This window comes from Nonomuraea fastidiosa (genome assembly GCF_042751225.1).
In the GTDB taxonomy this organism is placed as follows: Bacteria; Actinomycetota; Actinomycetes; order Streptosporangiales; family Streptosporangiaceae; genus Nonomuraea; species Nonomuraea fastidiosa.
In genome coordinates, this window is sequence record NZ_CP170570.1 from 348,883 (window position 1) to 373,157 (window position 24,275).

A 24,275-nucleotide genomic window follows, 5' to 3' on the forward strand; every position below is an offset into this window, starting at 1 on the left:
GGTCACAGCGGCACGGCGAAGATCGTGCGCTTGTTGCGGAACTCGGTGACGCTCCACAGCCTGCCGTCCTGCACGGTCAGGTCCTCGGGGCCGATGGGGAACGGCCGGGTGGTCAGTGTGTCGCCGTCGAAGACCCGGAGCCTGCCGTTGGTGGTGGCGTTGACGGCCTGGCTGAGGTACCACTTGCCGTCGTACGACACCGCGCCCTGGATCTTCTCCTGCCCCGTGATGTAGGCGTCCTCGGGCGCCCCGCCCTCCATGTCGAGCGGCCAGCGCGCCACCCACCCGTTACCGTCGCCCTCGCGGTACTCGCCGGTGATGAGCCTGGGCGTGTCGCCGCTGCGGTCGATGGCGACGTACGAAAAGCGTGGCCCGGCCTGGGTGACCCGCCAGAAGTCGGTCTGGGGGACGATGTAGCGGTAGCCGAAGGCGTGCAGCTTGCCGCCGTGCCGGCCGATCCTGTCGGGGTCGCCGAGGTCCTTCTGCGCGGTGCGCAGGTCGAGGATGTGGCGGAGGTCGAAGACGCGCAGGCCGCGCACGGTGTCGGCGACGTAGAGCAGGTCGCCGTGGCAGGCGATGCCGCCGGCGTGGATGTTGATCGGCCCGTACGACCCGTCGGGCTTGGCCAGCACCAGCAGCGCGTGCTGGTATTTCAGCGTCTGGGGGCTGAAGAACGAGACCCTGATGCCGCGCTCGCCCGCCGTCGGCTTGAAATACCAGCTGATCATGAACGCCGGGACGCCGATGCCGCCGGAGTCGTCGCTGCCGGTCAGGCCCTGGGGGTACCAGTCGGGGGTGTTCTGGTCGCCGTTGTCGAAGGCGTACCAGATCGGCGGCCGGGGATTCATCGATCCCATCGCGGCGGCCGCGCCCTTGTTCGTGCCTCTCCTGTTGGCGTTGGCGAGCACCGCCTCCACGGCGGTGCTGCCGATTTCGCCAGCGAGTTTGTCCGCTCCCTCCGCCAGATCGCCCGTCGCCCGATTCAGCGCAAAACGTGCTGTATCGGTGGATACCATCCCCGATGCCGCCATATTGTCCTCACCTTTTCCGTCTCTTGACCAGTTTGACGGACGGGCGAGAAATATGGTTTGCACTTACTTCCACAAATGCACGGGCAGCCCGGAAAGCGCGAGTTCACGGTAACGCCGCACCATGCGCCCCCGGTCGCCGCCGAAACGCGCCAGCGCCTCGCGCTGCCACACAGAACCGGTGCGCCGCAGCCTGGTCCGCTGCGCGACGACGTCCAGCGCCCGGTCCGCGTCCGACGCCGTCACCCCGGCCTTGAGCAGGCCGTCCCGCGCCTCGGGCAGCAGCGAGAGCACCAGCTCGGCGGCCTCGTACTCGCCGTCCCTGCCGGGCCACGACAGCTTGGCGTCGAGGCCGTCCATGGCCGCGCGGTAGAAGTTCTGGTACGCCTGCGCGAAGCGGTAGCCGGTCAGGTCCCGCTCGGCCTGCGACAGCGTCAGCCCCAGCAGGAACGCCGTGTTGGCGGCCATGTCCGCGCAGGACGGCCCCGCGGGCAGGGCGCGCAGCTCGATCCGCAGGTGACCGCCGTCCGCGGGGTCGTAGACGGGGCGGTTCCACTGCCAGATCGTGCCCTGGTGCAGCCGCAGCTCCGGCACCTCGTGCTCCGGCGCGCCCTCGGTGATGTCGGGCACGATGGGGTCGTAGTCCCGTACGTACCGCTCGAACAGCTCGTGCGCGCCCTCGCGCACCCAGTCGGAGCCGAACGTCACCCGCCCGTCCCTGCGCTCCGGCCGCTGCACGTCGCGGTCGTCGGCCGCCTCCTCCATGAGCGCGATCCGCGTCTCCTCCCACAGCTCGCGCCCCAGGAAGAACGGCGAGTTGCCGCACGCGGCCAGCACCGGGCCGATCGCGAGCTGCGCGGCGTTGAACAGCCGGGCGAAGCTCTCCGGCGGGGTGCGGATGTGCACCTGCCAGGAGGTGTTGGCGCTCTCCAGGATCACGTCCTCGACGGAGAGCTCCAGGTTGCCGATCTTCACCAGGAACGGTTCGAGCCGCAGCCGCCGCAGGCCCCTGCTCATGGCGCGGTAGCGGTTCTGGTCGCTCATCGCGCCCAGCGTGAAGTGCCCGGCGTCGAGCGTCGGCAGGATGCCGATGGGCAGCGCGCCGCCGCCCGCCACCGCGCCGTCGATCTTGGTGATGGCCTCCTGGACCTCCGCGCCCAAGGTCTCGAACGGCCGCCCCGCCAGCGGGATGGGGGTGAGGTTGACCTCTATGTTGTAGCGGCCCAGCTCGAGCACCACGCGGGGGTCGCCCAGGGCGTCGCGCACCTGGTCGTTGCGCTGCAGCGGCATGCCTTCGTCGTCGATGAGGAACAGCTCCAGCTCGGCCCCGATCGTCACGGGACCCTCGCCGAAGCCGGGGGTGGTGAGCAGCTCGCGCAAGACCGAGAGCTGCTGCTGGATGCGCTCGCCGAAGCGGGCGAACTCCGCCTCGGTGAATCGCTCCTTTTCGAGATCCTTACCCATCACCCTCTTCTGTCCAAGAGTTGGTCGTTAACACGTGTTCCGGCGGAGGTTCAGGTCACATGCCGCTCCCGGGGATTGCGCGACCTGCGGCGACGCGCTCTAAGCTCGGGGGATGCGCGCGGTTGCCTTTGACATCTTCGGTGGTGAGCTCGACGTTCGTGAGCTGCCCGACCCTTCCCCCGCCCCGCACGGCGCGGTGATCAGAGTCGAGGCGACGGGGTTGTGCCGGTCCGACTGGCACGGCTGGCAGGGGCACGACCCCGACATCAAGGTCCTGCCTCACGTGCCGGGCCACGAGCTGGCGGGCGTGGTCGAGGCGGTCGGCTCCGACGTACGGGGCTGGCGGCCGGGGGCGCGGGTCACGGTGCCGTTCATCTGCGCCTGCGGCTCCTGCCCCTCCTGCGCTACCGGCGATCAGCAGGTCTGCGAGCGGCAGACCCAGCCCGGCTTCACGCACTGGGGCTCGTTCGCCGAGTACGTCGCCATCGACCACGCCGACGTCAACCTCATCGCCGTTCCCGAGGACATGGCCTTCGCCACGGCGGCCGGGCTCGGCTGCAGGTTCGCCACCGCGTTCCGCGCCGTGGTCCAGGTCGGCGAGGTGCGTCCGGGCGAGTGGGTGGCCGTGCACGGCTGCGGCGGCGTCGGCCTGTCGGCCATCATGATCGCCACGGCGGCCGGGGCCAGGGTCGTCGCGGTCGACATCAGCACCGACGCGCTGCACCTGGCCGAGCTGGCCGGCGCCACCCACTTCGTCAACGGCTCGGCCGGCGACGCGGCCGCCCAGGTCAGGGAGCTGACCAGAGGCGGTGCGCACGTCTCGCTCGACGCGCTGGGCAGCCCGCAGACGTGCGCGGCCTCCGTCGAGAGCCTGCGCCGCAGGGGCCGCCACGTCCAGGTCGGCCTGCTGCCAGGCGGGCCGACGCCGGTGCCGATGGCCCGCGTGATCGGCCACGAGCTGCGGCTGCTCGGCAGCCATGGCATGGCGGCGCACGCGTACCCGCCGATGCTGGAGATGATCAGGGCCGGGATCCTGCACCCCGACCAGCTCGTCACCCGCACGATCGGGCTCGCCGACGCGGGCAAGGCGCTGGCGTCGATGGGCTCGGTGCCGGGCGTCACCATGATCACCCCTCGCTCCGCACCCTGACCATCCGCTCCGCACCCTGACCATCCGCCCGGACCTCGGGACCCCCGCCCGGCCATCTCGCCGGACCTCCCGCCCGGGGCGCCCGACCGGCCGGGCGCCCCGCTCGCCGGCCCTCGTGATCGGCCGTACACCCCTCACCGGATGAGCGGGAGGCCGGGACGTAGGGTGAGGTTCATGGATTATGTGCGTCTTGGTAATACGGGTCTGAAGGTCTCCCGGGTGTGCCTCGGCATGATGAGCTACGGCGACCCCGCCAAGCTGGAGTGGTCGTTGCCGTACGACCAGGCCGAGCCGCTCATCCGCAGGGCCGCGGACGGAGGCGTCACGTTCTTCGACACCGCCGATGTCTACAGCACCGGCGAGAGCGAGGTCGTGACCGGCAAGGCGCTGCGCGCGATCTTCCCCAGGCGGGAGGACTACGTGCTGGCGACCAAGGTGTGCTTGCCGATGGGCGACGGCCCCAACGACCGCGGCTTGTCACGCAAGCACATCCTCGACAGCATCGACGCCTCGCTGCGCCGCCTCGGCACCGACTACGTGGACCTGTACCAGATCCACCGCTGGGACGACGAGACGCCGATCGAGGAGACGATGGAGGCGCTGAACGACGTGGTCAGGGCCGGTAAGGCCCGCTACATCGGCGCTTCCAGCATGTACGCCTGGCAGTTCGCCAAGGCCCAGCACGTGGCCGAGGTGAACGACTGGACGAAGTTCGTCTCGATGCAGAACCACTACAACCTCCTCTACCGCGAGGAGGAGCGGGAGATGCTGCCGCTCTGCGCCGACCAGGGCGTGGGCGTGATCCCATGGAGCCCGCTGGCGCGCGGCGTGCTGGCCAGGGCCGGTTCGTCCGCCTCGACCGCGCGGGCCGGATCCGACCAGCGCATCGCGTACCTGTACGACCCCGAGAACGACAAGCTGATCCTCGACCGGGTCGCGCAGCTCGCGGCCGACCGGGGTGTGCCCGCCGCGCAGCTCGCGCTGGCGTGGGTGCTGCGCCGTCCCGAGATCACCGCGCCCATCGTGGGGGCCACGAAGGAGGGTCACGTGGACGACGCGCTCGCCGCCGTGTCGGTGACGCTGACGGACGACGAGGTGCGGTTCCTGGAGGAGGCGTACCGGCCGCGCGAGGTGCGGCTCTAGGAGGCGTCGCCTTCGGGGCGGTGGCCGGCCTTGGCCTGCCGGACCAGCTCGTACACGCGTGACCGCGGCTCGGCGGAGCGCGGCAGGGATCGGGTGGTGAGCTGGTCACGGCGGTCCGGCGGGCCGGACGCGGCGAGCGCCTCGTCGCGCACGTCGAGCATGGGCGTCACGTCCGCCCGCGGGGCGGTGGTCATCTCAGCCTTTCCGCTGGGTGGCCCGCCGGCCGGTGTACCAGCGCAGCAGCCGGGCCCCCGCGGCCCTGAACCCCGGTAGTCCGGAGAAGATCGCGCCGATCGATTGTTGACAATCTCCCATGATCCCCTTGCGCTAGGAGAGCGTTGGACATCGCGGACGCTCTGTCCGGCCATGTTATTGACAATTTCGTCGGCAAATCGGGCTGCGCGGAATTGTCGGAGCGAGGCCCTAAGGTGGGGGCATGCGGGCAAACGAGGAGGCTGCGGCGGCGCTGCAGGAATACGCCGAGCTGTTCGCGCTCACCGGCGGCGACGCCTTCAGGGTGCGCAGCTACCAGAAGGCGGCGAAGGCCATCGCGGGGTTCCCCGAGGACATCTCGGTCGTCGACGTGCGCTCGGTCCCGGGGGTCGGCGAGGCGATCGCGAAGAAGATGGAGGAGTTCCTGCAGCGCGGGAGCTTCCGCCAGCTCGACGACCTGCGCGGGCGTGTCCCCGAGGGCGTGCGGCGGCTGACCAGGGTCCCCTCGCTCGGGCCCAAGACCGCCATCATGCTGTACGAGGACTTCGGCATCGACTCCACCGAGGCGCTCAGCGAGGCCATCACCTCGGGCCGGCTCGACGGCGTCAAGGGCCTCGGCCCCAAGACCCTGGCCAACCTCCTCAAGGGCATCCAGCAGCTCGAGCAGTCGGGCCGCCGGGTCCACATCGGCATCGCGATGGCGCTGGCCGAGCAGGTGATGGAGTCGCTGAAGGCCGAGCGCATCGCGTACGCGGGGTCGCTGCGGCGCATGAAGGACACCATCGGCGACATCGACATCCTCGCCGTGGCGCCCGAGTCGATCATGAGCGACTTCCGCGCCCAGCCCTACGTCGCCGAGGTCATCGCCGCCGGCGACAAGAAGACGTCCGTACGCACCACCTCCGGCATCCAGGTCGACCTGCGGGTGGTGCCGGCCGGGTCGTGGGGCGCGGCCATGCAGTACTTCACCGGCTCCAAGGAGCACAACGTCGCCATCAGGGAGCTGGCGGTCAAGAAGGGCTGGAAGCTATCCGAGTACGGGCTGTTCGAGGGCGACCGGGTGATCGCCGCCGAGTCCGAGGAGGACATCTACCACGCGCTGGGCATGCAGTACGTACCGCCGCCACTGCGCGAGGACGGCGGCGAGGTCAAGGCGGCGCTGGCCGGCGAGCTGCCGGTGCTGGTGGAGCTGGGCGACCTCAAGGGCGACCTGCACACCCACACCGACCTCACCGACGGCATCGCGACGCTCGAGGACATGGTGGCCGCCGCCGCTGCCCGCGGCTACTCCTACTACGCGGTCACCGACCACGCCCCCGACCTGGCGATGCAGCGCATGACCCTGGACAAGGCGCTGGAGCAGCGCGGGCGGGTGGCCGAGCTGCAGGCGAAATACCCGAAGATGCGGCTGCTGCACGGCACCGAGCTCAACATCGCGCCCGACGGCTCGGTCGACTGGCCCGAGGAGATCCTGCGGGAGTTCGACGTGTGCGTGGCCTCGGTCCACTCCCACTTCACGATGTCGCGCGACGAGATGACCCGCCGCTTCATCGCGGCCTGTGAGAATCCGTACGTCGACATCATCGGCCACCCCACCACCCGCAAGATCGGCAAGCGGCCGCCGGTCGACGCCGACTGGGACGCCGTCTTCCGCGCCGCCGCCCGCACCGGCACCGCCATGGAGATCGACTCCTACCCCGACCGCTCCGACCTGCCGTCCGACCTGGTACGGCTGGCCCGGCACCACGGGGTCAAGTTCTCGATCGACAGCGACTCCCACGCGATCCCGCACCTCGCGCACCAGCGCTACGGGGTGGGCATCGCGCAGCGGGCCTGGCTGACAACGGACGACGTCATCAACACCTGGCCCCTCGACCGGCTGCTCGCCTTCCTGGGCAGGTAGGTTTCCCCGGTTCGCTTGCTTGGGCAGGCGGGTCTGCCCCGAGTCATCACCCGGAGCCGTGACGCCGGCCCCCACCTCCAGGACCTGCCACGACACCCGAGGAGCCCAACCGCCTGACCCACCGCCTGACCCCACCGCCTGACCCGAGCGGACGGCCTGCCGGGCGCCAGGCGAGCGAGGCGGGAGCCGGGCGGGGCGCAGCCGCGCGAGGCGGGAGCCGGGCGGGGCGCAGCCGCGCGAGGCGCAGCCGCACGAGGCGCAGCCGCACGAGGCGCAGCCGCACGAGGCGCAGCCGGACGACGGTGTTCCCTGGGTCGGTCACCAGATGCGCGGGCCTACATGGCAGGCCAGCGGAAGCACGACACGTGCGCGAGGTTTTCCCCGCCCGCGAAGCACGTCCACGCGACCTACGTGCCAACGCCACTCACCGCCCCGAGCGCCCGATGCGACTCAAAAGGCGAACCCAAGGATCAGAAACCCGAGCGCAGGATCCTGTCGTCGGTGCGGCTCGCCCGCCTCCAGTCCCACCGCGAACGACCCACCACGCCGTCACCTCAGGACCGACCCACCACACCATCGCCTCAGGACCGACCCACCACGCGGTCGCCTCGGGACCGGCTTTCCACGTGGTCGCCTCTGGAACCACCGTCCAGCCGCCACAACCTGCCTGCCGTCCATCGCGCGGAGACGATCGAGCCGCGTGAGGCCGTCAGCGCCTTTGCGGGCTTCCTCCGTGGGTGGGCGGTGGCAATCACGCTGTTCGCGAAGCCCCCCGCGCCTTGATCGGCTTGCGGTGGGTTGCACCGGCGGAAGGCGAAGCCCGCCGGTGGGGCGGGTGCTCACCGTGGAGACTCAGGCGCATCAGGAGTGCTCAGGCCGGTGAGGCGGGTGAGGGCGGTGAAGCCGTCCGGGGTGCCGGGCCAGTGGCGGCGTACCGTGTCGAGGCCGGCTCGCCGCACCACCGACCGCAGGACGGCCGCCACGACGATGGCGTCGTCGGCGTACCCGATGACGGGGATGAAGTCCGGTATCAGGTCGATCGGCACCGCCAGGTAGGCGACCAGCAGCCAGAGCCGCACCCGTACGCCACGGGGCAGGTCCCGGTCGGCGGCGAGGCGGCGAACGAGTCGCAGCATGTCGGGCAGCAGCCGCAGCGACTCCCGGAGCAGGCCGCCGCGCGGCCGGACGGCGGCGAGCACGACCACCAGCGCCACCCAGCAGGCCACGACCGCGACCGCCACCCCGATCAGCAGATCCCACCACCACGTATCGGTCAACCGCTCGACACCTTTCCCACCGCCGACAAGACCACGACCACGGTGCAGCCAGAATCCGAAGACGGCAACCCGCCGAGAGCCGGAGCCGGAGCCGGCCGACAGGAACCGCCGGCAACCGTAAGTCACCACGAGTCGGGGCCCGGCTGGGAGCGCTTCTGTGTGTCGTGCTCATTGGGCGCGGCGCATTGTCCTGCCATCCCATCGCGACGTGACGCCCTGCCGGGCAACGGCCGAAGCCCCCGTGGGAGGTTCACGCGGGCGCGCCGACGCTCGGCGAACGGCTGGCCAAGGCGCCCAGACCAATGGCACGACGCCCATCACCACCGGACCACCGGACCACCGGCGGCCAGGCGGCGAGAACCGACCGAAGCCGCAGGCGCGGCGGAGAGAGATGGGTGGCGCGGACAAGCTCCGGCAAGTGGCATGAGGCACTACCCGGTACGAGGCGGTGGCCACGGAGCGGGGCGACAAGCCCGACACAGGACAGCGGCCCCGGTGCAGGGTGACAAGCCCAAACGGGCGGCGGCGCAAAGCGGAACGACAGGCCCGCCACGAGACGGCGACCCCAGAGGCGAGACGGCGAGCCCCGAACGGGCGACAACCCCAGAACGAGCGGCCCACCTGGTGCAGGGCGGTGGGCTCGGTGCAGGGCGGTGGGCTCGGTGCAGGGCGGTGGGCTCGGTGCAGGGCGGTGGGCTCGGTGCGGGGCTTGGGACGGGCGAGGGCGCAGACGGGGCGTTAGGCGGGATCGCGGCAGTCGCGCGTAACCACCACACCGCTCCCCCTGACATCGTCACCGCACCCCGATCGCCAGCACACCCACGCCCCTCGCACGCCAATGCCGTGCGCCCCGGCATGTCCCCACTCACCCGCGAGTGCCCGTGTGCGGTGAGGTCGGGGCAGGGGTGAGGGCGCAGCCGGGGCGTTGGTCATACGGCGTGGCCGGGGCCGTTGGGCGGGGGCGTTGGGCGGGGCGCGACGAGGGTCGTTGGGGTGGGGTGGGTGGCGGGTAGGTGAGCGGGCGGGGAACGTTCCTGTACAGGCTGGGCAGATTTCGGCAAGGAAGGGCGCGCGGAGTCAGCCGCAGGAGATTAGATGGTTTCCAGGTAGGAAATAGTCACAACGAGGTGATGCTCCATGAGGCAAGCCACGGCATCGATCGTCAAGCCGCTGCCCGACCACCTGTTCCGGGTGCATGGCAACAGCGCCGAGATGAGGTGGGAGTCCATGGCGGGCCTCGGCTATCACACGCCGAACGACCGGTTCTTCGTCAGGAACCACACCTCGACGCCCCTCATCGACGTCACCACCTGGCAGCTGCGCGTCCACGGCCCCGGGGTCCGGCGGCCGCACGCGTTCACGTACGACGAGCTGCGCGCGATGCCGTCCCGCACGTACGACGTGGCGCTGGAGTGCGCCGGCAACGGGCGGCGCTTCTACCGGACGCAGCAGCACGACGGCGCTCCGGGCACGCAGTGGGGTCTGGGCGGGATCGGGGTGGCGCGCTGGCGCGGGGTGCCGCTGAAACACCTGCTCAAGGAGGTGGGCGTGCTGCCGGAGGCGGTGGACGTGCTGGCGACGGGGCTGGACGAGCCGTTCGAGGAGTACGGCCACGTGCGCCGGCCACTGCCGATCGCCAAGGCGATGGACGACGTGCTCGTGGCCTACGAAATGAACGGCGTGCCGCTTCCTCCGGACCATGGATTTCCGGCGCGGCTGGTGGTGCCGGGATGGGTGGGAATCGCGTCGATCAAATGGCTCGGGGAGCTCGAAGTCGCCACAGAGAAGATCTTCACGCCGTGGAACACCGTTTTCTACGCGGACGTCACCACGCAGCCGATCAAGAGCGCGTTCGAGCTGCCGTGGAATGCGAGGGTGCCGCTGCCGGACGTCCGGATCCTGCGCGGGCGGTCGTGGTCGGGGCGGGGCAGGATCGTCAGGGTGGAGGTGAGCGACGACGGCGGGCTCACCTGGCGCGAGGCCGAGCACCACGGCCACCACCTGGCGAAAGCCTGGCTGCCGTGGCACATCGAGTGGACGCCGCGGCGCACCGGCACGAGGCTGCTGATGGCCCGCGCGACCGACGAGACCGGCGCCACGCAGCCGCTCACGTGCACCAAACACCCGATGGGATATCACTTCGACGCCGTCGTACGACACCCCGTGCACGTCGTCTTCGGCTGACGAAAAAGTCATCCATCGCCCGCCTTGGGCAATTTTCATCTGACAAAGCGGCTGAATTCATCTGGCGGACTCCCCGGGAAACCTTCCGGAAATCCCGTCATGTGATGCTGCCGGCATCACCGGGAAAAGGAGAGCCGATGCGTCAGCTGACCGCACTCGACGCCCAATTCCTCCACCTGGAGTCGGCGACCACCGCCGCGCACGTGGCCGGACTGGCGGTGCTCGACCCGGCGGACGGCATGGTCCGCAGAGACGCGCTGGCGGAGCTGCTGCGCGCCCGCCTGCACCTGTCCCCCGCGCTCAGCATGCGCCTGGCGGAGGTGCCGCTGGGGCTCGATCATCCGTACTGGGTCGCCGATCCCGATCTCGACATCGACCGCCATCTCTTCGAGCTGACCCTGCCGGCGCCGGGCGACGACCGGCAGCTCGCGGCGGCGGTCGCGGAGATCCACGCCCGCAGGCTCGACAGGACGCGGCCGCTGTGGGAGATGCACCTGATCAAGGGCCTGCGCGGGGGCCGGGTCGCCGTCTACACGAAGGTGCATCACGCGGCCATCGACGGGGTTTCGGGGGCGGAGACCCTGGCGGCGCTGCTCGATCTCAGCCCCGACGGCCACCTGACCTCGGCAAAGACGCGACCGGCCGCGCCAGCGGCGCCCCAGAAGGCGGGGCTCGCGGGGATGCTGGTCGGAGCGGCGGTGCACGGCGCCGCCCAGCCGCTGCGCGCCGCCCGTTCGATGATCAGGGCGGCGGCGGATCTGGACGCCATCCCGTTGGCCGCCGCGCTCCCGGGCGCGAAGCTGATCGCCAAGGCGGCCAGGGCGGTCAGCGGCGACCGGCAGCACCGGCCCGAGCTGCCGCGCCTGGCGGTGCCGCGCACACCGTTCAACGGCCCGATCAGCGCCCGCCGCCACCTGTCGTTCGGCTCACTGCCGCTCAAGGACATCAAGAAGATCGCCAAGGCGCACGGCATGAGCGTCAACGACGTGGTGATGACGCTGTGCGCGTCCGCGCTGCGCTCGTGGCTTGTGGAGCGGGATGCGCTGCCCGACGCGCCGCTGGTCGTGGCCGTGCCCGTCGCGGTGCGCCGTAAGGGAGCCGAGGACCTGATCGGCAACCAGATCTCGGCCATGATGGCCCCGGTGCCGACGAACGTACCGGACCCGCTGGAGCGGCTGCGGGTCATGGGCGCGGTGATGAGCCGGGCCAAGCGCCGGTTCGCACTCGCTCCCGCGACGTGGCCGAGCGAGCTGTGCTCGCTGCTGCCCGCCCCGGTCACGAGCCTGGCCACGCCGGCCGTGTTCCGCCTGGCCGGCATGGCCTTCCCGCCGGTCAACCTGATCGTCAGCAACGTGCCGGGGCCGCAGTTCCCGCTCTACCTGTGCGGCGGGCGGGTGCTGTCGTACTACCCGCTGTCGGTGCTGAGCGACGTCAGCGGCGGCCTCACCATCACGTGCTTCTCGTACGACGGCATGCTCGACTTCGGCATCGTGGCCTGCCCCGAGCGCGTGGACGACGTGTGGAGCCTGCTCGCCCACCTGCGCACGGCGCTCGACGAGCTGTCAGACGAGCGAGTGGGCGATGAGTTCCGCGACGGCGTCGGGGTCGATCTGGTGGCCGGTTAGCTGGCACAGGTTCTCCTGGTACAGCAGGGCGGCGGCGAACATGGCCGCCGCCACCTCCAGCCTGGCCGCGTCGCCGCGCGCCCCGGGCATGGCGAGCTCGAGCGCGAACCTGGCCCGCCTGACGAGCTCGCCGTTGAGCCGGGTGAGCCGCTCCTTGACCGAGCCGTGGGTGTCGGCCTCGCGGAACAAGATGCGCCGCATCGACGGCGAGGCGCGCAGCGGCAGGGCGCGGGCGAGCCGGGCGAGCGTGCCGGCCAGGTCGCCGGGCACGGCCTCGACCTCGCGGCCCTCCTCGATGACGGCGCGTTCGTTCACGAGAGCGACCAGCATGTCGATCTTCTGCGGAAAGTACTGAGCAATCAGCCGCTTGGGCACTTTCGCGAATTTCGCTATGACCGCGGTCGTGGTGGCCTCGTACCCGCGGCCCGCGAACAGCTCCTCCGCCGCGTCCAGGATGCGCGTGCGGACGTCACCGATCACCACAGCTCAGCACATTAATGCGGGGTGCGAGTGACACGCCATGCCGTCGGGGCGAGAGGGGTGTCGCACGTGTCACCCCGGACGCACCTCGCGAGACCGCCGTGTAGCATTTGAGACGAAACTGTCTCGTTAGCTACGCAGGTGTCTGCCATGGCCGTGCGCCGCGACCAGATCATGAAGGCCGCGATCCATCACCTCAACGAGAACCCGCTCGCCTCCATGACGCAGCTCGCCGAGGCGGCCGGCGTCAGCAGGGCGACCTTGCACCGCCACTTCAGCAGCCGCGAAGAGCTGATGCTCGCGCTCGCGCACCGCGCCCACGACCGGCGGGAACGTCTCCAGGAGCAGTGCGGGCTGGCCGCCGCGACCGCGTCGCAAAATCCGAAGGCGCTGGCCGAGGCGCTGGACGCGCTGATCGTCGGCATGATCGAGATCGCCGACGAGTACGGCTTCGGCCTGACCGACTACACGCTCATGATCGAGCCCGAACTGCGCCGCCGCGCCGAGGAGCTGGAGGCGCGCGAGCTGGAGTTCTACGCCGCCGCCCAGCGCGCCGGGGTGCTCCGCGCCGACCTGCCCGTGCGGTGGGTGAGCAACACCGTGTACGGGCTGATGGCGACCGTACGCGAGAGCCTGCGCCACGGTGACGTGGCCCGCCGGGACCTGCCCCGGCTGCTGCGGGCCACGTTCCTGGAGGGCGCCGGGCCCGAGAGAGGCGGATCATGACGGCGGTCACCACCTCGCGGCGCCGGCCGTTCAGGCGCGGGCGGCCCTCACCGAGTCTCTGGTGCTGACGAGTGCGGCCGGGGCGGCGCCGATGCCGGCCGGCAGGCTGGTGGTGCGGCTGCTGACCCCGCGCCGTCTGAACGTGGCCGCCGCCGAGCACCGACGGCCTACGCCCGGAGACCGGCTCAGGGCTGGGGGTCGGGGCCGGCGACCTGGTCGGCCACGCGGCCGATGCGGGCCAGCCGGGCGAGCGCCGGGCGCGAGAGCACCTCGCCGATGTCGTGCAGGGCGATGATCAGCTCTTCGACTCCGTCGAGCGGCATGTCGGGCTCCCTGTTCAGCAGGATGCCCCGGTAGTCCTCGGGGGAGACGGCACCGCCGGGCAGCTCGATGCGGTCGTTCTCGGCGCGGAACAGCACCGGGACCGAGGTGTCGAGGGCGAGCGCGAGCGCGGTCAGCTCGGCTGCGGTGAAGGCGCGCTGGCCGCGCTCGGCCTGGTGGACGGCCTGGCGGCTCCAGGGCCTGTCGAGGTAGCGGCCGAGCGCCTCGCCCAGCTCGGTCAGTGACATCCCGCGCTCCGCCCGCAGGCGTGCGATCTGTCGGCCGATGGCCTCTTCGACCCGCAATGCGATCACCCCTTCGGAGTGTCATTGTGCACGATGACACCGAAAGTCAAGCGTTGACGACAAGGCGATCGTGGCAGTACCGTCAATGTACAGATTTCCCCGTCAATGTTGCCGATGACAGGCCGCGGATACGGCCGATGGTGAGGCGCGACATGCAAGACATCAGCATCGAGGTGGTCGGACCGGTCGGCGACTGCGCCGTGCTCAAGATCGCCGGTGAGGTCGACGTGTTCACCGCTCCGAAGCTGCGCGAGCAGGTGATCGGCCTTGCGAGCCAGGGCGTCGTCCACCTCATCGCCGACCTGAGCACGGTCGAGTTCCTCGACTCGACCGGCCTCGGCGTCCTGGTCGGCGGGCTCAAGCGGCTCCGCACGCAGGAGGGCTCGCTGGCGCTGGTGATGACCACCGAGCGGATCTCCAAGATCTTCCGCATCACCGGGCTCACCGCCGTCTTCGCCTCCCACTCCTCCGTCGGCGAGGCGATCACCGCCGACCCCCACTGGAAGCAGGTCGTCGAGGAGGCGGCCGGCAGCGTCGAGGACTGGTGCAAGCAGCACGGCCTGTCCTGACCCCGGCCTGACCTGCGGTCCGGCGTCGACGTGCGCGAAATGCGCCGCCGCATCGGGCTGGTCGCCTCCAGCCGGCGGCTCGTCGACGAGGAGCTGATGGGGTAGCCCGGTCGCATGGCCTGTGCCTGGTCCGCGATCCGGCCTCAGCCCCAGTGCGGCCCGGCCGTGGCCCGGCCGCAGCATGATCAAGATCCCAAGGCGTCGTGCCCGTCAGGGGCGCGACGCCTCGTCCAGCAGGGCGAGCTCTTCGGCGGTCAGCGTGGTGCCGGCCGCCGCGAGGAGGGGCCCGAGCTGCTCGACGTTGCGGGCGCTCGCGATGGGCGCGGTCACCGTCGGCTGGGCGGCCAGCCAGGCGAGCGCGATCGTCGCGGGCGCCGCGCCGCGCTCCTCCGCCACCCTGTTCAGCGCCTCCAGCACCTTGGGGCCGCGCTCGGTGTTCAGGTACTCGCCCGCCTTCGACGCCCGGGGGCTGTCCACGGTGGCGCCCGGCTTGTACTTGCCGCTCAGGAAGCCTCCAGCGAGCCCGGAGTACGGGGTGCTCGACAGCCCCTCGCGCGCCACCAGGTCGCGCAGCTCGCCCTCGTAGCCGCGCTCGACCAGGTTGTACGGCTGCTGCAACGCGACGTACCTGGCCAGGCCCTCCTTATCGGCGGTCGCGAGCGCCTCGGCCAGCCGGGGCGCGGTGTAGTTGGACGCGCCGATGTAGCGGACCTTGCCCTCGCGGATCAGCGCGTCGAACCCGGCCAGCGTCTCGGCCAGCGGCGTGTCAGGGTCGTCGAAGTGCGCCCAGTAGAGGTCGATGTAGTCCGTACGCAGCCGCCGCAGCGAGTCCTCGGCGGCCGCCTTGATGTTGTCGGCCTTGAGCCCGCTGCGTCCCTCCAGCGAGCCGACCTTGGTGGCCAGCACGATGGACTCACGGTTGCCGCGCGCGGCCAGCCACTCGCCGATGATGGTCTCGGACGTGGGCTCTTCGGTGGCCCAGTACGGGTACACGTCGGCGGTGTCGAGGAAATTGCCGCCGCCTTCGACGTAGGCGTCCAGGACCGCGAACGAGGTCTCCTTGTCGGCCGTCCAGCCGAAGACATTGGTGCCGAGCGAAATCGGAAATACGGACAGGTCGGAATTGCCAATAGTTCTCATCCCGCCATTATCCGCAGCCCGATTCCGGCGGCCTGGCGCGGCCCCGCCCTTGGGCCCTCATGAGAGGCGAGCGCGCGGCACGCGGTGGTCTGACGCGTGGCTCCTCGGCCAGGCGCTCATGCGCCCGGGACTCAGGCGACCCGGGCCTCCGCCCTTTACCACGCCGACCAGGACCGATGCCGGCTCGACCGGCGCTCACACGCCCGAGGCTCAGGCGACCCGACCTCCGCCCTGCCCGGTGCTCACCGGTGCTTCTGCGATCCGGGTGATCAGGCGGACCGGTGAACCAGGCTGCCGCACAGGGCGCGCAGGTCGGTGGCGTGCGGCAGGCACTCGTCGAGTACGCCGAGCGCCGAGGCCACGTACCGCTCAGCGAGGCTCTCGGCACCGGCGCGGCCGCCGGCCTCCTCCACCAGTCGGGCGGCGTGCCGTACCGACTCCTCTCCTTCGACGCCCGCCGCGAGCAGGTCGGACAGCTCGCGCGCGGCCGGTCCGTCGCCGGCCAGCGCGGCGAGCACCGGCAGAGTCTTCTTCTCCCGCCGCAGGTCGCTGTGGACGGGCTTGCCGGTCATACGGGGGTCGCCCCAGATGCCGAGGATGTCGTCGGCGATCTGGAAGGCGACGCCGAGGTCGCGTCCCATCTGCCACATGCGCCCCGCCAGCTCGGGCGCACCGCCCAGGGCCACGCCGGCCGCGGCGGCGGCGCCCAGCAGGCCGCCGGTCTTGCCCGCCGCCATCGCGGCGTACTCGTCCACGGTGACCTCGCCGGGCCCGCGCCAGGGGCGGTCCTCGAAGGCCATGTCGGCGGTCTGCCCCTGCACCAGCTCCATCAAAGCGGCGGACAGGTAGGGCATCGCCTCGGGACGCCCGGCGAGCTGGCCGACGGCCAGCGCCAGCAGCGCGTCGCCGGTCAGCAGCGCCGGCCCCACACCGTACGCCTTCCACAGCGCGGCCCGATGCCTGCGCAGCTCGTCGCGGTCGATGATGTCGTCGTGGGCCAGGGAGAAGGCGTGCACCAGCTCGACCGCCACGGCGCCGGGCAGCGCGGACTCGGCGGTGCCGCCGACCGCTTCGGCGCTGAGCATGACGAGAGCCGGCCTGACGCCCTTGCCGACACCGCCCTCAAGCGGGCGGCCGTCCACGTCGGACCAGCCGAGCGTGAACGCGGCCATCTTGGCACCCCAGGGATGCAGCGCCGCGACGGCCTCACGCAGGGCGGGTTCGAGCAGGCGACGGAAGCGTGCCAAGGGGTCGGCGCCCTGCGGCAGAACGGCCGGGCGGCTGACGCTCATCGGGGGCCCCTACCTCCGGTTGATCTTGAAACTCCATGCAGAAGCATGTGATACTCCACGTGGTTTTGATATCTGTCATGACATGCCCGTCATGTGAGACAGGTGCCAGCAGAGCCGACGCGCGTCCCGAGCACCGCTTGCGAGCGACCTCCGGGTTCCGCACACCATCGCACCCGGGAGAAGTGACTGGTCGAGGACGGCGGAGATGGAGCCGGAAACCGTACCACGAATGGAACCGACCACCATCATTCCTCCGTGAATCAACAGAAGGGCGACATCTCTCTTTTCCGCCCAAGCTTGATCATACACGCACTTTCGTACAATAATCACTCATTGAGTGAGATTTCCTCACATAGAACACTTCTAGCTACATAACGCTCTCTGATCGGGGTATCGCCGCCATGCCGCACCCCACGGAAACCTCCGTGTCCACTCCCCACGTCGTCCCCTTCCACCGGGCACTACCCCGCCTGGTGAAGGACCCGGTGACGGAACTGGCCAACATGGGAACAGAGGCCGCGGGCCGGATCGTCCGCGTCAATCTGGGTCCATTCCGGCCGTATCTGGTCTCACACCCGGATCACGTGGAGCAGGTACTCAAGACCCACTGGACCAATTTCGTCCGTGAAGGCATGTTCTGGCGGCCGCTCCGCCGCGTGACCGGCCAGAGCATCCTCGGTGAAGGCGAGGCGTGGGCTTCCACCAGGAAGATCCTCGCGCCGCTGTTCACCTCGCGCTACATCGCCTCGCTGGCCGACGACATGGCCGACATCATCGCCGAGTGCATGCTCGAGATGGACAAGTTCGCCGAGACCGGACGTCTCATCGACGGCGGGCACCAGATGACCACGATCGTCAACCAGGCGGTCATCAAGGTGCTGTTCGGCGGGCGGATCTCGCGTGACACCGCCGAGCGGCTGGCGCCGGAGTTCGCCACCTGCGCCACCTCGATCGGGTTCCGGTTACTCTTCCCGTTCGCGCCGTACTCCATCAAGGTGCCGGGCGACCGCGCGTTCCTGCGCTCGGCCCAGAAGATCGACGAGATCGTCTACCCGCTCATCGAGCAGGCCAAGCGCGAGGACACCTCCAGCAAGGAGGTCGTCTCCAAGCTGCTGTCGGCCCGCCTGGAGAAGGAGGGCCGCGCCGACCTCAAGCAGGTGCGCGACGACCTGGTCAGCATCTACGGCGCCGCCTCGGAGACCACCGCCATGTCGCTGACCTGGCTGTGGTCGGTGCTGCACGACCACCCCGAGGTCAACGCCCGGCTGCGGCAGGAGATCGACGACGTGGTGGACGGCGGGCCGGTGCGCGCCGAGCACGTCGGCCAGCTGCCGTACTTGCGGATGGTGCTCCAGGAGCTGCTGCGCGTCTACCCGTCGGCGTGGATCATCCCGCGGCAGGCGGTCAACGACATCGAGATCGGCGGCATGCGCATCAAGGCCGGCTCGCAGGTGCTGGTCAGCCCGTACACGACGCACCGGCTGAAGGAGTTCTGGGACCGGCCGGACGAGTTCGACCCCGACCGCTGGGCCGACGAGAAGGCCGCGATCAAGCACCGCTACTCCTTCATCCCGTTCGGCGCGGGCCCGCACGTGTGCCTCGGCCAGCACCTGTTCTACGTCGAGGCCCCGCTGGTGATCGCCAACGTGCTGAGCAGGTACCGGCCTGAGCTGACCAACCCGCAGCGGCTCACCCCGCTGCCGGGCGCGTCCGTACGGCCGAAGGAGAAGCTGTGGCTGCGCCTGCACCCCAACGAACGGCGGCGCGCGGCGTGAAGAACGGGACCAACGTGAGCCTCGCCACCGCCACCGACCCGGCCGACCTGACCGCGACCGCGAACGAGCTCCTCGCCAGCCTCATGCTCCGGCCCTGGGGCCAGGTGTCGCCCTCGGTGTACGAGACCGGCCGCCTCGTCTCCCTCGCCCCCTGGCTGACCGGCCACGGCGAGCGGATCGGCTACCTCGTCCGCACCCAGCGCCCCGACGGCTCCTGGGGCGCACCCGACGGCTACGGCCTGGTGCCGACGCTCAGCGCGACCGAGGGCATCCTGGCCGCGTTGACGCGGAGCGACCCCGGCATCGGGCGCGACCGCCTGCTGGAGACGGCCGAGCGCGGCCTGAAGGTGCTCGGCGGCTGGCTGAAGGAGCGGCTCGACCTGCCCGACATGCCGGCGATCGAGCACATCGTGCCGTCGCTGGTGTCGCTCATCAACCAGCACCTCGCCGAGCTGGGCGCGGGTCACGAGCCGCTGCCGCTGCCCGAGGGCATGACCTACGACACGCTCCGGCTCGTCAGGGAGTGGATCAAGTCGGGCGCCGAGGTGCCGGAGAAGCTGCTGCACGCGCTGGAGATCGCCGGCGCGGAGGCGGCGGGCGCGCCCGGCATCCGCCCGACGCCGATCGGCACGATCGGCGCCTCCCCCGCCGCCACCGCGGCGTGGCTGGGCCGCCCCGAGGCCGGCGAGGGGGAGCCCGGACGGCGAGCCCGCCAGGCAGCACCTGGAGGCGGTGGTCCGGCTGCACGGCGGCCCGGTGCCGGTGGGCCTGCCCATCACCGTGTTCGAGCGGAGCTGGGTGCTGAGCTGGCTGGTACGCGCCGGGGTGCCCGTCGAGGTGCCGCCGGAGATGCTGGCCGACATCAGGGCGGCCATCGGGCCCGAGGGCACGCCCGCCGGATACGGCCTGCCGGCCGACGCCGACACCACCTCCGTGGCGCTGTACACGCTGTCGCTGGCGGGGGCGCCGTACGAGCCGGACTGCCTGTGGCGCTTCCGGTCGGGCACCCATTTCGCGACCTGGCCCGGCGAGCAGGGCACCTCTGTGAGCGTTAACGCGCACGTGCTGGACGCCTTCGGCCAGTACGTCGCCCGCCGCCCCGACGCCGCGCCCCGCTACGCCGAGACGATCGCCGACCTGTCGGCGTGGATCGGCGAGCGCCAGCAGCCCGACGGGAGCTGGACCGACCGCTGGCACGCCTCGCCCTACTACGCCACGGTGAGCTGCGCGCTGTCGCTGGACGAGTTCGGCGGCCCCGGCGCGGCTCCGGCGGTGCGGGCGGCGGCCGAGTGGGTGCTGTCCACCCAGCGGCCCGACGGATCGTGGGGGCGCTGGGAGGGCACCGCTGAGGAGACCGCGTACGCCATGCAGGTGCTGCTGCTGACCGAGGGACGGGACGATCCGCGCCGGATCGAGGCCGCCGACCGGGGGCTCGCCTACCTGGCGGGCTCGACGGGCGGCGAGCACCCGCCGCTCTGGCACGACAAGGACCTCTACGCGCCGTTCGCCATCACCCGCGCCGCCGTCATCGCCTCGTCGTATCTGGCGGCGCGGGCGACCGTGACGTCTTGAGCGACGCCCGTGTTTCTAAGACTGCGACTCGGAGCGGGCGTCCGCGGCCAGCTCGGCCACGGTGTAGGCGTGCGTGTCCCTGGCCATGTACCAGGCGCCGTTGAAGGCGACGCTCCTGCGCTGTCCCTCGACGACGCCGGCCAGTTCGGCGGGCAGCCGCCGCAGCTCGGCGTCGAAGGCTGCGTTGAGCTCGGCGATGTGCGCGCGCACCCGCTCGACGGCGTCCTCCGTGCTCGTCCCGGCGCGCTCCAGGATGAGCACGGAGTTCGGCTTGCCCTCGCGCCGCTCGCGCTCGAACGTGCGCAGGTCGTTGGCCAGGCGCATGCACTCGGCGCCGAGCGCGGTGGCCGGCTCGACCACGGCCCAGTGCTCGGTGCGGGCCGGCTCGGGGCCGCAGACGCCCAGGGCCGCCGCCCACCAGGTGCGGTAGAGGATGGTCAGTCCGCCGTTGTCGAGGTAGCGGTCGTAGCCGGGCCAGGGCTCGCCGCCCATGGCCCAGCGGCGTTCCAGCGCCATGGCGCGGCCGGCGAGGTCGAGCTGGCCGAGCAGCGACGGCACGTGCGCTTCGGCTCCCGGGTGGGCGCGGAAGCGCCCGCACCAGGCCCGCCACGCGCTCAGCGCCTCTCCCATGGGACCGGAGTCCTCGGACTCGCCGGGCTCGTCGCCGGACAGCACGCCGCGGATGCGGGCGAAGAACGCGTCCACGTCGGCGTCGGTCCAATCGCCCGCGATGCTGTCGGCGATGTCGTCCATGCCGAACAGGACGGCGGTGAGCGCGCCGAGGTCGGCGATCTGGTCGCGGCGCGCCGCGGGGAACGTGGCGGCGGCCGACAGGCAGCTGAAGGCGAGCCGGCTGGAGGCGCTGTCGCCGTCGGCGAAGAGTGTGGTGTGGGGGCGCAGCAGCCGGTCGGCCTCGGGCACGGCGTCGAGCGCCGCCGTGAGGACGGCCGCGCGGTCCTGCTCGGGGACCCCGGCGAGCTGATGGGAGGCTTTGAGCAGGCGGTCTGCTAGGTCATTACGAATGTCGAAGTATGCGGAGCTGGCGTCTTGCACCCGCGCAGGATATCCATTTTATCCGATTTCTGACTAAATCTGTCAAAAATCGGATATTTGTGTGCAAAGCGATTGGTGTTGCTTGAGGGGCACTTTGTCCTGCGCTACAGTCTCGTGATCGACACCGTCCGTTGCCACCGCCGTGCGTGCAGGTGGCCAGCACTCAGTATCACTTTCTCAGGGTGGGTAAAATGGGCTCCCGCAATACGAGACTGCGGACCAAAGTCACGGCTCTGCTACTCTCCCTGGCGGCGCTGTGGGTCTTCGCGGCATGGGTAACTCTACGCGAAGGCGTCAACCTCCTGTGGGTCACCCAGGTCAATGACAGCGTGGTCGACCCCAGTGAGCCTCTGCTGGTAGAGCTGCAGAAGGAGCGCCGGATCTCGGCCGTTCACCTGAGCGACCCCACCTCCCGCTCTCGTAAGGAGATGGAGGCCCAGCGCAAGCGTTCCGACAGCACGCTCGCCTCCTTCAGGGAGGCCGCCACGGGCACGCTGGTCGACTGGGCCACCGACGAGGAAGGCTCGGAGCGGCTCAACGAGGTCTTCCGCCGCCTCGACATGATCAAGCAGACTCGCCAGGCCGTCGACGCCGGCCGGCTCAACCGCGTGTCGGCCACCGACGCCTACAGCGAGATCATCGACTCGATCTTCAACCTGTACGGCGCGCTGGCCACCCTCGACGACAAGGCGCTGGCAAGCGACATCCGCAACCTGCTGGCGCTGAGCCGGGCCCGGGACATCATCACCAAGGAGGACGCGCTGCTGTCCGGCGCGCTCGTCAGCGGGCGCCTGTCGGCCTCCGAGCACGCGCAGTTCGTCGCCACCACCGGCGCCTGGAAGATCGTCGCCGACCAGGCGGGCTCCGAGCTGTCCGACTTCAACCAGTCCGAGTACGAGAAGGTCATCAACGGCCAGTCGTTCAACCGGCTGCGCAACCTGGAGACCCTCGTCGCCGAGCAGGGACCGGAGAACGGCGGCGTGCCGTTCACCTCCTCGACCTGGCGCCAGGCCACCGACACCGCGCTCAACGACCTCAACACGATGGTCCTCGCCGCGGGTGACCGCGTCGTCGAGCGGGCGATCCCCGTCGCCGTCAACGTCATCGTCCGGCTGGTCCTCGCCGGTGGTCTCGGCCTGATCGCGGTCATCGCGTCCATCGTCCTGTCGATCACCACCGCACGTGCCCTCATCGCCCAGCTGCAGAAGCTGCGCGACGCCGCGCACGAGCTGTCCGACCACCGTCTGCCCAGCATCGTGGAGCGCATCGGCCACGGCGAGAAGGTCGACGTCGCCAAGGAGGCCCCCGCGCTCGACTTCGGTGACGACGAGATCGGCCAGGTGGGCCAGGCGTTCAACACCATGCAGCGCACCGCCATCGCCGTCGCCGCCGAGCAGGCCGAGCTGCGCCGCAGCATCCGCGACATTCTGCTCAGCCTGGCCCGCAGGACGCAGGGCCTGGTGCACCGCCAGCTCACCGTGCTCGACGTCATGGAGCGCCGGGAGACCGACCCGGAGGAGCTCAAGGAGCTGTTCCGGCTCGACCACCTGGCCATCCGGATGCGGCGCAACGCCGAGAACCTCATCGTTCTGTCCGGCTCCTCCCCCGCCCGTACGTGGCGGCGCTCGGTCCCCATGGTGGACGTCGTCCGCGGCGCCCTGGCCGAGGTCGAGGACTACACCCGCGTCTCGCTCATGCCCATGGGCGACGTGGTGCTCGCCGGCCGGGCCGTCGGTGACGTGATCCACCTGCTCGCCGAGCTGATCGAGAACGCCGTGTCGTTCTCCCCGCCGTACACCAACGTGCAGGTCAGCGGCCAGCTCGTGGCCAACGGCTACGTGATCGAGATCGAGGACCGCGGTCTCGGCATGAAGCCCGAGGACCTGGAGGCGGCCAACAAGCGCATCGCCGACCCGCCCGAGTTCCGCATCTCCGGCACCGCCCAGCTGGGCCTCTACGTGGTCAGCCAGCTCGCCAAGCGCCACGACATCCAGGTGAAGCTCAAGGCGTCCCCGTACGGCGGCACGACCGTCGTGGTGCTGCTGCCGCAGGAGCTCGTCCAGCTCGACCCGTCACCCGACAGCACGGACGGCGGGCGCGAGCGGCTGCCGCGCCGCACCCCCGGCAGGGAGCGCGGCAGGGAGGCGGGCGTCGCCACGGCGACCAGGCCGCTGGCGGAGAACGTCCGCACGCTCAGCTCGGCGCGCTCGGCCACCCCGCTCGCGGCGCCGACGCCCGTACGCGAGGTCAAGGAGACCCGGCAGGCCCCCGAGCCCGCGAGCAGGCCCGAGCCGGTCTCCCGGCCGAGGCCCGAGCCCGTGACCAGGCCGGCTACCGAAACCGAGCCCGTTCAGGAGGACACTTCTGAGCGAGAACCACAGAAAGAAACGCCGGCCACGGAGCAGAAACCTGTGACCGAGTTCACACCGTCGGGGCTGCCCTTCCGGGTACCCCAGGCCAACCTGGCACCAGCGCTGCGTGAAGAAGCGCCCACGCAGCCCGATTTCGAGGAGGACGATGACGAGCGCTCGCCGGAGGAGATCCGCGCGATGATGGGATCCCTGCAGTCAGGCACCCGTCTCGGCCGCTCCGAGGCGGCCAAGATGCTGGATGAGCAGACGGGAGGTACGGAATGAGCCCCACCACGTCGGGCACCGACCTCAACTGGCTGATGGACGACCTGATCGGCCGCGTCAAGGACGCGGAGCACGCCATCGTGCTGTCGTCCGACGGTCTGCTCATGGCGTCGTCGGCCGGGTTGCAGCGGACCGACGGCGAGCATCTGTCCGCCGTCGCATCCGGGCTTCAGAGCCTGGCCAAGGGCGTGTCCGACCACATCTCCGGCGGCAGGGTCCGGCAGACGGTCGTCGAGTGGAAGAGCCAGTTCCTCATCGTGACCACCGCCGGCGAGCGTGCCTGCCTCGCCGTCCTGTGCAACCAGAACGCCGACATCGGCCTGGTGGCGTACGAGATGGCGATGATGGTCGCCAGGGTCGGCCAGTACCTCACCTCCGGCGCCCGTAACGCCGAGGCGATCGCCGGGAGCGACGGGTGA

At 70.7% G+C, this 24,275-nt stretch carries 21 protein-coding genes and 1 pseudogene; 11 read left to right on the top strand and 11 right to left on the bottom strand.

The window, feature by feature from the left end:
- Window positions 1-2: 2 nt before the first annotated feature.
- Together ACFMQL_RS01575 and ACFMQL_RS01580 are read right to left on the bottom strand one after the other, a co-directional pair.
- The gene (locus ACFMQL_RS01575) at window positions 3-917 is read right to left on the bottom strand and encodes a hypothetical protein (protein WP_378784269.1); all 915 of its coding nucleotides are present in this window, start codon (window positions 915-917) and stop codon (window positions 3-5) included.
- A gap of 177 nt (window positions 918-1,094) precedes the next feature.
- Entirely contained in the window at window positions 1,095-2,492 is a 1,398-nt protein-coding gene (locus ACFMQL_RS01580; protein ID WP_378784270.1) for a glutamate--cysteine ligase, read from the bottom strand.
- A 112-nt stretch (window positions 2,493-2,604) separates the two neighbouring features.
- Here ACFMQL_RS01580 and ACFMQL_RS01585 point away from each other — a divergent pair, with 112 nt between their 5' ends.
- Window positions 2,605-3,642 (top strand): zinc-dependent alcohol dehydrogenase family protein, encoded by a 1,038-nt coding sequence (locus ACFMQL_RS01585; protein WP_378784272.1) that lies wholly within the window; start codon window positions 2,605-2,607, stop codon window positions 3,640-3,642.
- Between the two features lie 174 nt (window positions 3,643-3,816).
- Complete coding sequence (locus ACFMQL_RS01590; protein WP_378784274.1) at window positions 3,817-4,785, top strand: aldo/keto reductase; 969 nt, start codon at window positions 3,817-3,819, stop codon at window positions 4,783-4,785.
- Here the strand turns inward: ACFMQL_RS01590 and ACFMQL_RS01595 are convergent.
- Entirely contained in the window at window positions 4,782-4,979 is a 198-nt protein-coding gene (locus tag ACFMQL_RS01595; RefSeq protein WP_378784275.1) for a hypothetical protein, read from the bottom strand. The two genes, ACFMQL_RS01590 and ACFMQL_RS01595, sit on opposite strands and share 4 nt — an antisense overlap.
- A gap of 242 nt (window positions 4,980-5,221) precedes the next feature.
- Between ACFMQL_RS01595 and polX the strand changes: the two genes are divergently transcribed.
- Window positions 5,222-6,901, top strand: coding sequence for a DNA polymerase/3'-5' exonuclease PolX (polX, locus tag ACFMQL_RS01600; protein WP_364066547.1), 1,680 nt, complete (start codon window positions 5,222-5,224; stop codon window positions 6,899-6,901).
- A gap of 839 nt (window positions 6,902-7,740) precedes the next feature.
- On the opposite strand, the gene ACFMQL_RS01605 is transcribed toward polX, so the two are convergent.
- Window positions 7,741-8,178 carry a YkvA family protein gene (locus ACFMQL_RS01605; protein WP_378784278.1) on the bottom strand — a complete coding sequence of 146 codons (438 nt, stop codon included), beginning with the start codon at window positions 8,176-8,178 and terminating at the stop codon, window positions 7,741-7,743.
- Window positions 8,179-9,315: 1,137 nt separating this feature from the next.
- Here ACFMQL_RS01605 and ACFMQL_RS01610 point away from each other — a divergent pair.
- Entirely contained in the window at window positions 9,316-10,362 is a 1,047-nt protein-coding gene (locus tag ACFMQL_RS01610; protein ID WP_378784280.1) for a sulfite oxidase, read from the top strand.
- 137 nt (window positions 10,363-10,499) lie between these two features.
- Window positions 10,500-11,987 carry a wax ester/triacylglycerol synthase family O-acyltransferase gene (locus ACFMQL_RS01615; RefSeq protein ID WP_378784281.1) on the top strand — a complete coding sequence of 496 codons (1,488 nt, stop codon included), beginning with the start codon at window positions 10,500-10,502 and terminating at the stop codon, window positions 11,985-11,987.
- Here the strand turns inward: ACFMQL_RS01615 and ACFMQL_RS01620 are convergent.
- Entirely contained in the window at window positions 11,925-12,470 is a 546-nt protein-coding gene (locus tag ACFMQL_RS01620; RefSeq protein ID WP_364066559.1) for a helix-turn-helix domain-containing protein, read from the bottom strand. The genes ACFMQL_RS01615 and ACFMQL_RS01620 overlap by 63 nt on opposite strands.
- A gap of 147 nt (window positions 12,471-12,617) precedes the next feature.
- On the opposite strand from ACFMQL_RS01620, the gene ACFMQL_RS01625 reads away from it, so the two are divergent.
- Window positions 12,618-13,193 carry a TetR/AcrR family transcriptional regulator gene (locus ACFMQL_RS01625; protein WP_378784282.1) on the top strand — a complete coding sequence of 192 codons (576 nt, stop codon included), beginning with the start codon at window positions 12,618-12,620 and terminating at the stop codon, window positions 13,191-13,193.
- Window positions 13,194-13,378: 185 nt separating this feature from the next.
- Here the strand turns inward: ACFMQL_RS01625 and ACFMQL_RS01630 are convergent, their stop codons facing one another.
- Window positions 13,379-13,828 carry a helix-turn-helix domain-containing protein gene (locus ACFMQL_RS01630; protein WP_378784283.1) on the bottom strand — a complete coding sequence of 150 codons (450 nt, stop codon included), beginning with the start codon at window positions 13,826-13,828 and terminating at the stop codon, window positions 13,379-13,381.
- A gap of 143 nt (window positions 13,829-13,971) precedes the next feature.
- Here ACFMQL_RS01630 and ACFMQL_RS01635 point away from each other — a divergent pair.
- A pseudogene (locus tag ACFMQL_RS01635) lies at window positions 13,972-14,310 on the top strand (STAS domain-containing protein); the annotation flags it as partial.
- A 288-nt stretch (window positions 14,311-14,598) separates the two neighbouring features.
- Here ACFMQL_RS01635 and ACFMQL_RS01640 read toward each other — a convergent pair.
- Window positions 14,599-15,528 carry an aldo/keto reductase gene (locus ACFMQL_RS01640; protein ID WP_364066567.1) on the bottom strand — a complete coding sequence of 310 codons (930 nt, stop codon included), beginning with the start codon at window positions 15,526-15,528 and terminating at the stop codon, window positions 14,599-14,601.
- Window positions 15,529-15,797: 269 nt separating this feature from the next.
- Window positions 15,798-16,820, bottom strand: coding sequence for a polyprenyl synthetase family protein (locus ACFMQL_RS01645; RefSeq protein ID WP_364066570.1), 1,023 nt, complete (start codon window positions 16,818-16,820; stop codon window positions 15,798-15,800).
- Window positions 16,821-17,221: 401 nt separating this feature from the next.
- On the opposite strand from ACFMQL_RS01645, the gene ACFMQL_RS01650 reads away from it, so the two are divergent.
- The gene (locus tag ACFMQL_RS01650; protein ID WP_378784284.1) at window positions 17,222-18,595 is read left to right on the top strand and encodes a cytochrome P450; all 1,374 of its coding nucleotides are present in this window, start codon (window positions 17,222-17,224) and stop codon (window positions 18,593-18,595) included.
- A 232-nt stretch (window positions 18,596-18,827) separates the two neighbouring features.
- Here the strand turns inward: ACFMQL_RS01650 and ACFMQL_RS01655 are convergent, their stop codons facing one another.
- Entirely contained in the window at window positions 18,828-19,028 is a 201-nt protein-coding gene (locus ACFMQL_RS01655) for a hypothetical protein (RefSeq protein ID WP_378784286.1), read from the bottom strand.
- A 63-nt stretch (window positions 19,029-19,091) separates the two neighbouring features.
- Window positions 19,092-19,250: a hypothetical protein gene (locus ACFMQL_RS01660; protein ID WP_378784287.1), complete on the bottom strand. Its 159-nt coding sequence runs from the start codon at window positions 19,248-19,250 to the stop codon at window positions 19,092-19,094.
- Between the two features lie 77 nt (window positions 19,251-19,327).
- On the opposite strand from ACFMQL_RS01660, the gene ACFMQL_RS01665 reads away from it, so the two are divergent.
- Window positions 19,328-20,167: a prenyltransferase/squalene oxidase repeat-containing protein gene (locus ACFMQL_RS01665; protein ID WP_378784288.1), complete on the top strand. Its 840-nt coding sequence runs from the start codon at window positions 19,328-19,330 to the stop codon at window positions 20,165-20,167.
- Window positions 20,168-20,182: 15 nt separating this feature from the next.
- Here the strand turns inward: ACFMQL_RS01665 and ACFMQL_RS01670 are convergent, their stop codons facing one another.
- On the bottom strand, window positions 20,183-21,220 hold the full coding sequence (locus tag ACFMQL_RS01670; RefSeq protein WP_364066579.1) for a terpene synthase family protein: 1,038 nt from the start codon (window positions 21,218-21,220) through the stop codon (window positions 20,183-20,185).
- Window positions 21,221-21,549: 329 nt separating this feature from the next.
- Between ACFMQL_RS01670 and ACFMQL_RS01675 the strand changes: the two genes are divergently transcribed.
- On the top strand, window positions 21,550-23,856 hold the full coding sequence (locus ACFMQL_RS01675) for a nitrate- and nitrite sensing domain-containing protein (protein WP_364066582.1): 2,307 nt from the start codon (window positions 21,550-21,552) through the stop codon (window positions 23,854-23,856).
- Entirely contained in the window at window positions 23,853-24,275 is a 423-nt protein-coding gene (locus ACFMQL_RS01680) for a roadblock/LC7 domain-containing protein (protein ID WP_364066585.1), read from the top strand. The genes ACFMQL_RS01675 and ACFMQL_RS01680 overlap by 4 nt, the downstream gene beginning before the upstream one ends.

Coding starts and splice junctions, on each gene's coding strand:
- ACFMQL_RS01580 (WP_378784270.1), bottom strand. CDS start 2,492: ATGGGTAAGGATCTCGAAAAGGAGCGATTCACCGAGGCGGAGTTCGCC.
- ACFMQL_RS01585 (WP_378784272.1), top strand. CDS start 2,605: ATGCGCGCGGTTGCCTTTGACATCTTCGGTGGTGAGCTCGACGTTCGT.
- ACFMQL_RS01590 (WP_378784274.1), top strand. CDS start 3,817: ATGGATTATGTGCGTCTTGGTAATACGGGTCTGAAGGTCTCCCGGGTG.
- ACFMQL_RS01595 (WP_378784275.1), bottom strand. CDS start 4,979: ATGACCACCGCCCCGCGGGCGGACGTGACGCCCATGCTCGACGTGCGC.
- polX (WP_364066547.1), top strand. CDS start 5,222: ATGCGGGCAAACGAGGAGGCTGCGGCGGCGCTGCAGGAATACGCCGAG.
- ACFMQL_RS01610 (WP_378784280.1), top strand. CDS start 9,316: ATGAGGCAAGCCACGGCATCGATCGTCAAGCCGCTGCCCGACCACCTG.
- ACFMQL_RS01615 (WP_378784281.1), top strand. CDS start 10,500: ATGCGTCAGCTGACCGCACTCGACGCCCAATTCCTCCACCTGGAGTCG.
- ACFMQL_RS01625 (WP_378784282.1), top strand. CDS start 12,618: ATGGCCGTGCGCCGCGACCAGATCATGAAGGCCGCGATCCATCACCTC.
- ACFMQL_RS01640 (WP_364066567.1), bottom strand. CDS start 15,528: ATGAGAACTATTGGCAATTCCGACCTGTCCGTATTTCCGATTTCGCTC.
- ACFMQL_RS01645 (WP_364066570.1), bottom strand. CDS start 16,820: ATGAGCGTCAGCCGCCCGGCCGTTCTGCCGCAGGGCGCCGACCCCTTG.
- ACFMQL_RS01650 (WP_378784284.1), top strand. CDS start 17,222: ATGCCGCACCCCACGGAAACCTCCGTGTCCACTCCCCACGTCGTCCCC.
- ACFMQL_RS01655 (WP_378784286.1), bottom strand. CDS start 19,028: ATGAGCGACACCAGCGACGGCACGATGTGCTCGATCGCCGGCATGTCG.
- ACFMQL_RS01680 (WP_364066585.1), top strand. CDS start 23,853: ATGAGCCCCACCACGTCGGGCACCGACCTCAACTGGCTGATGGACGAC.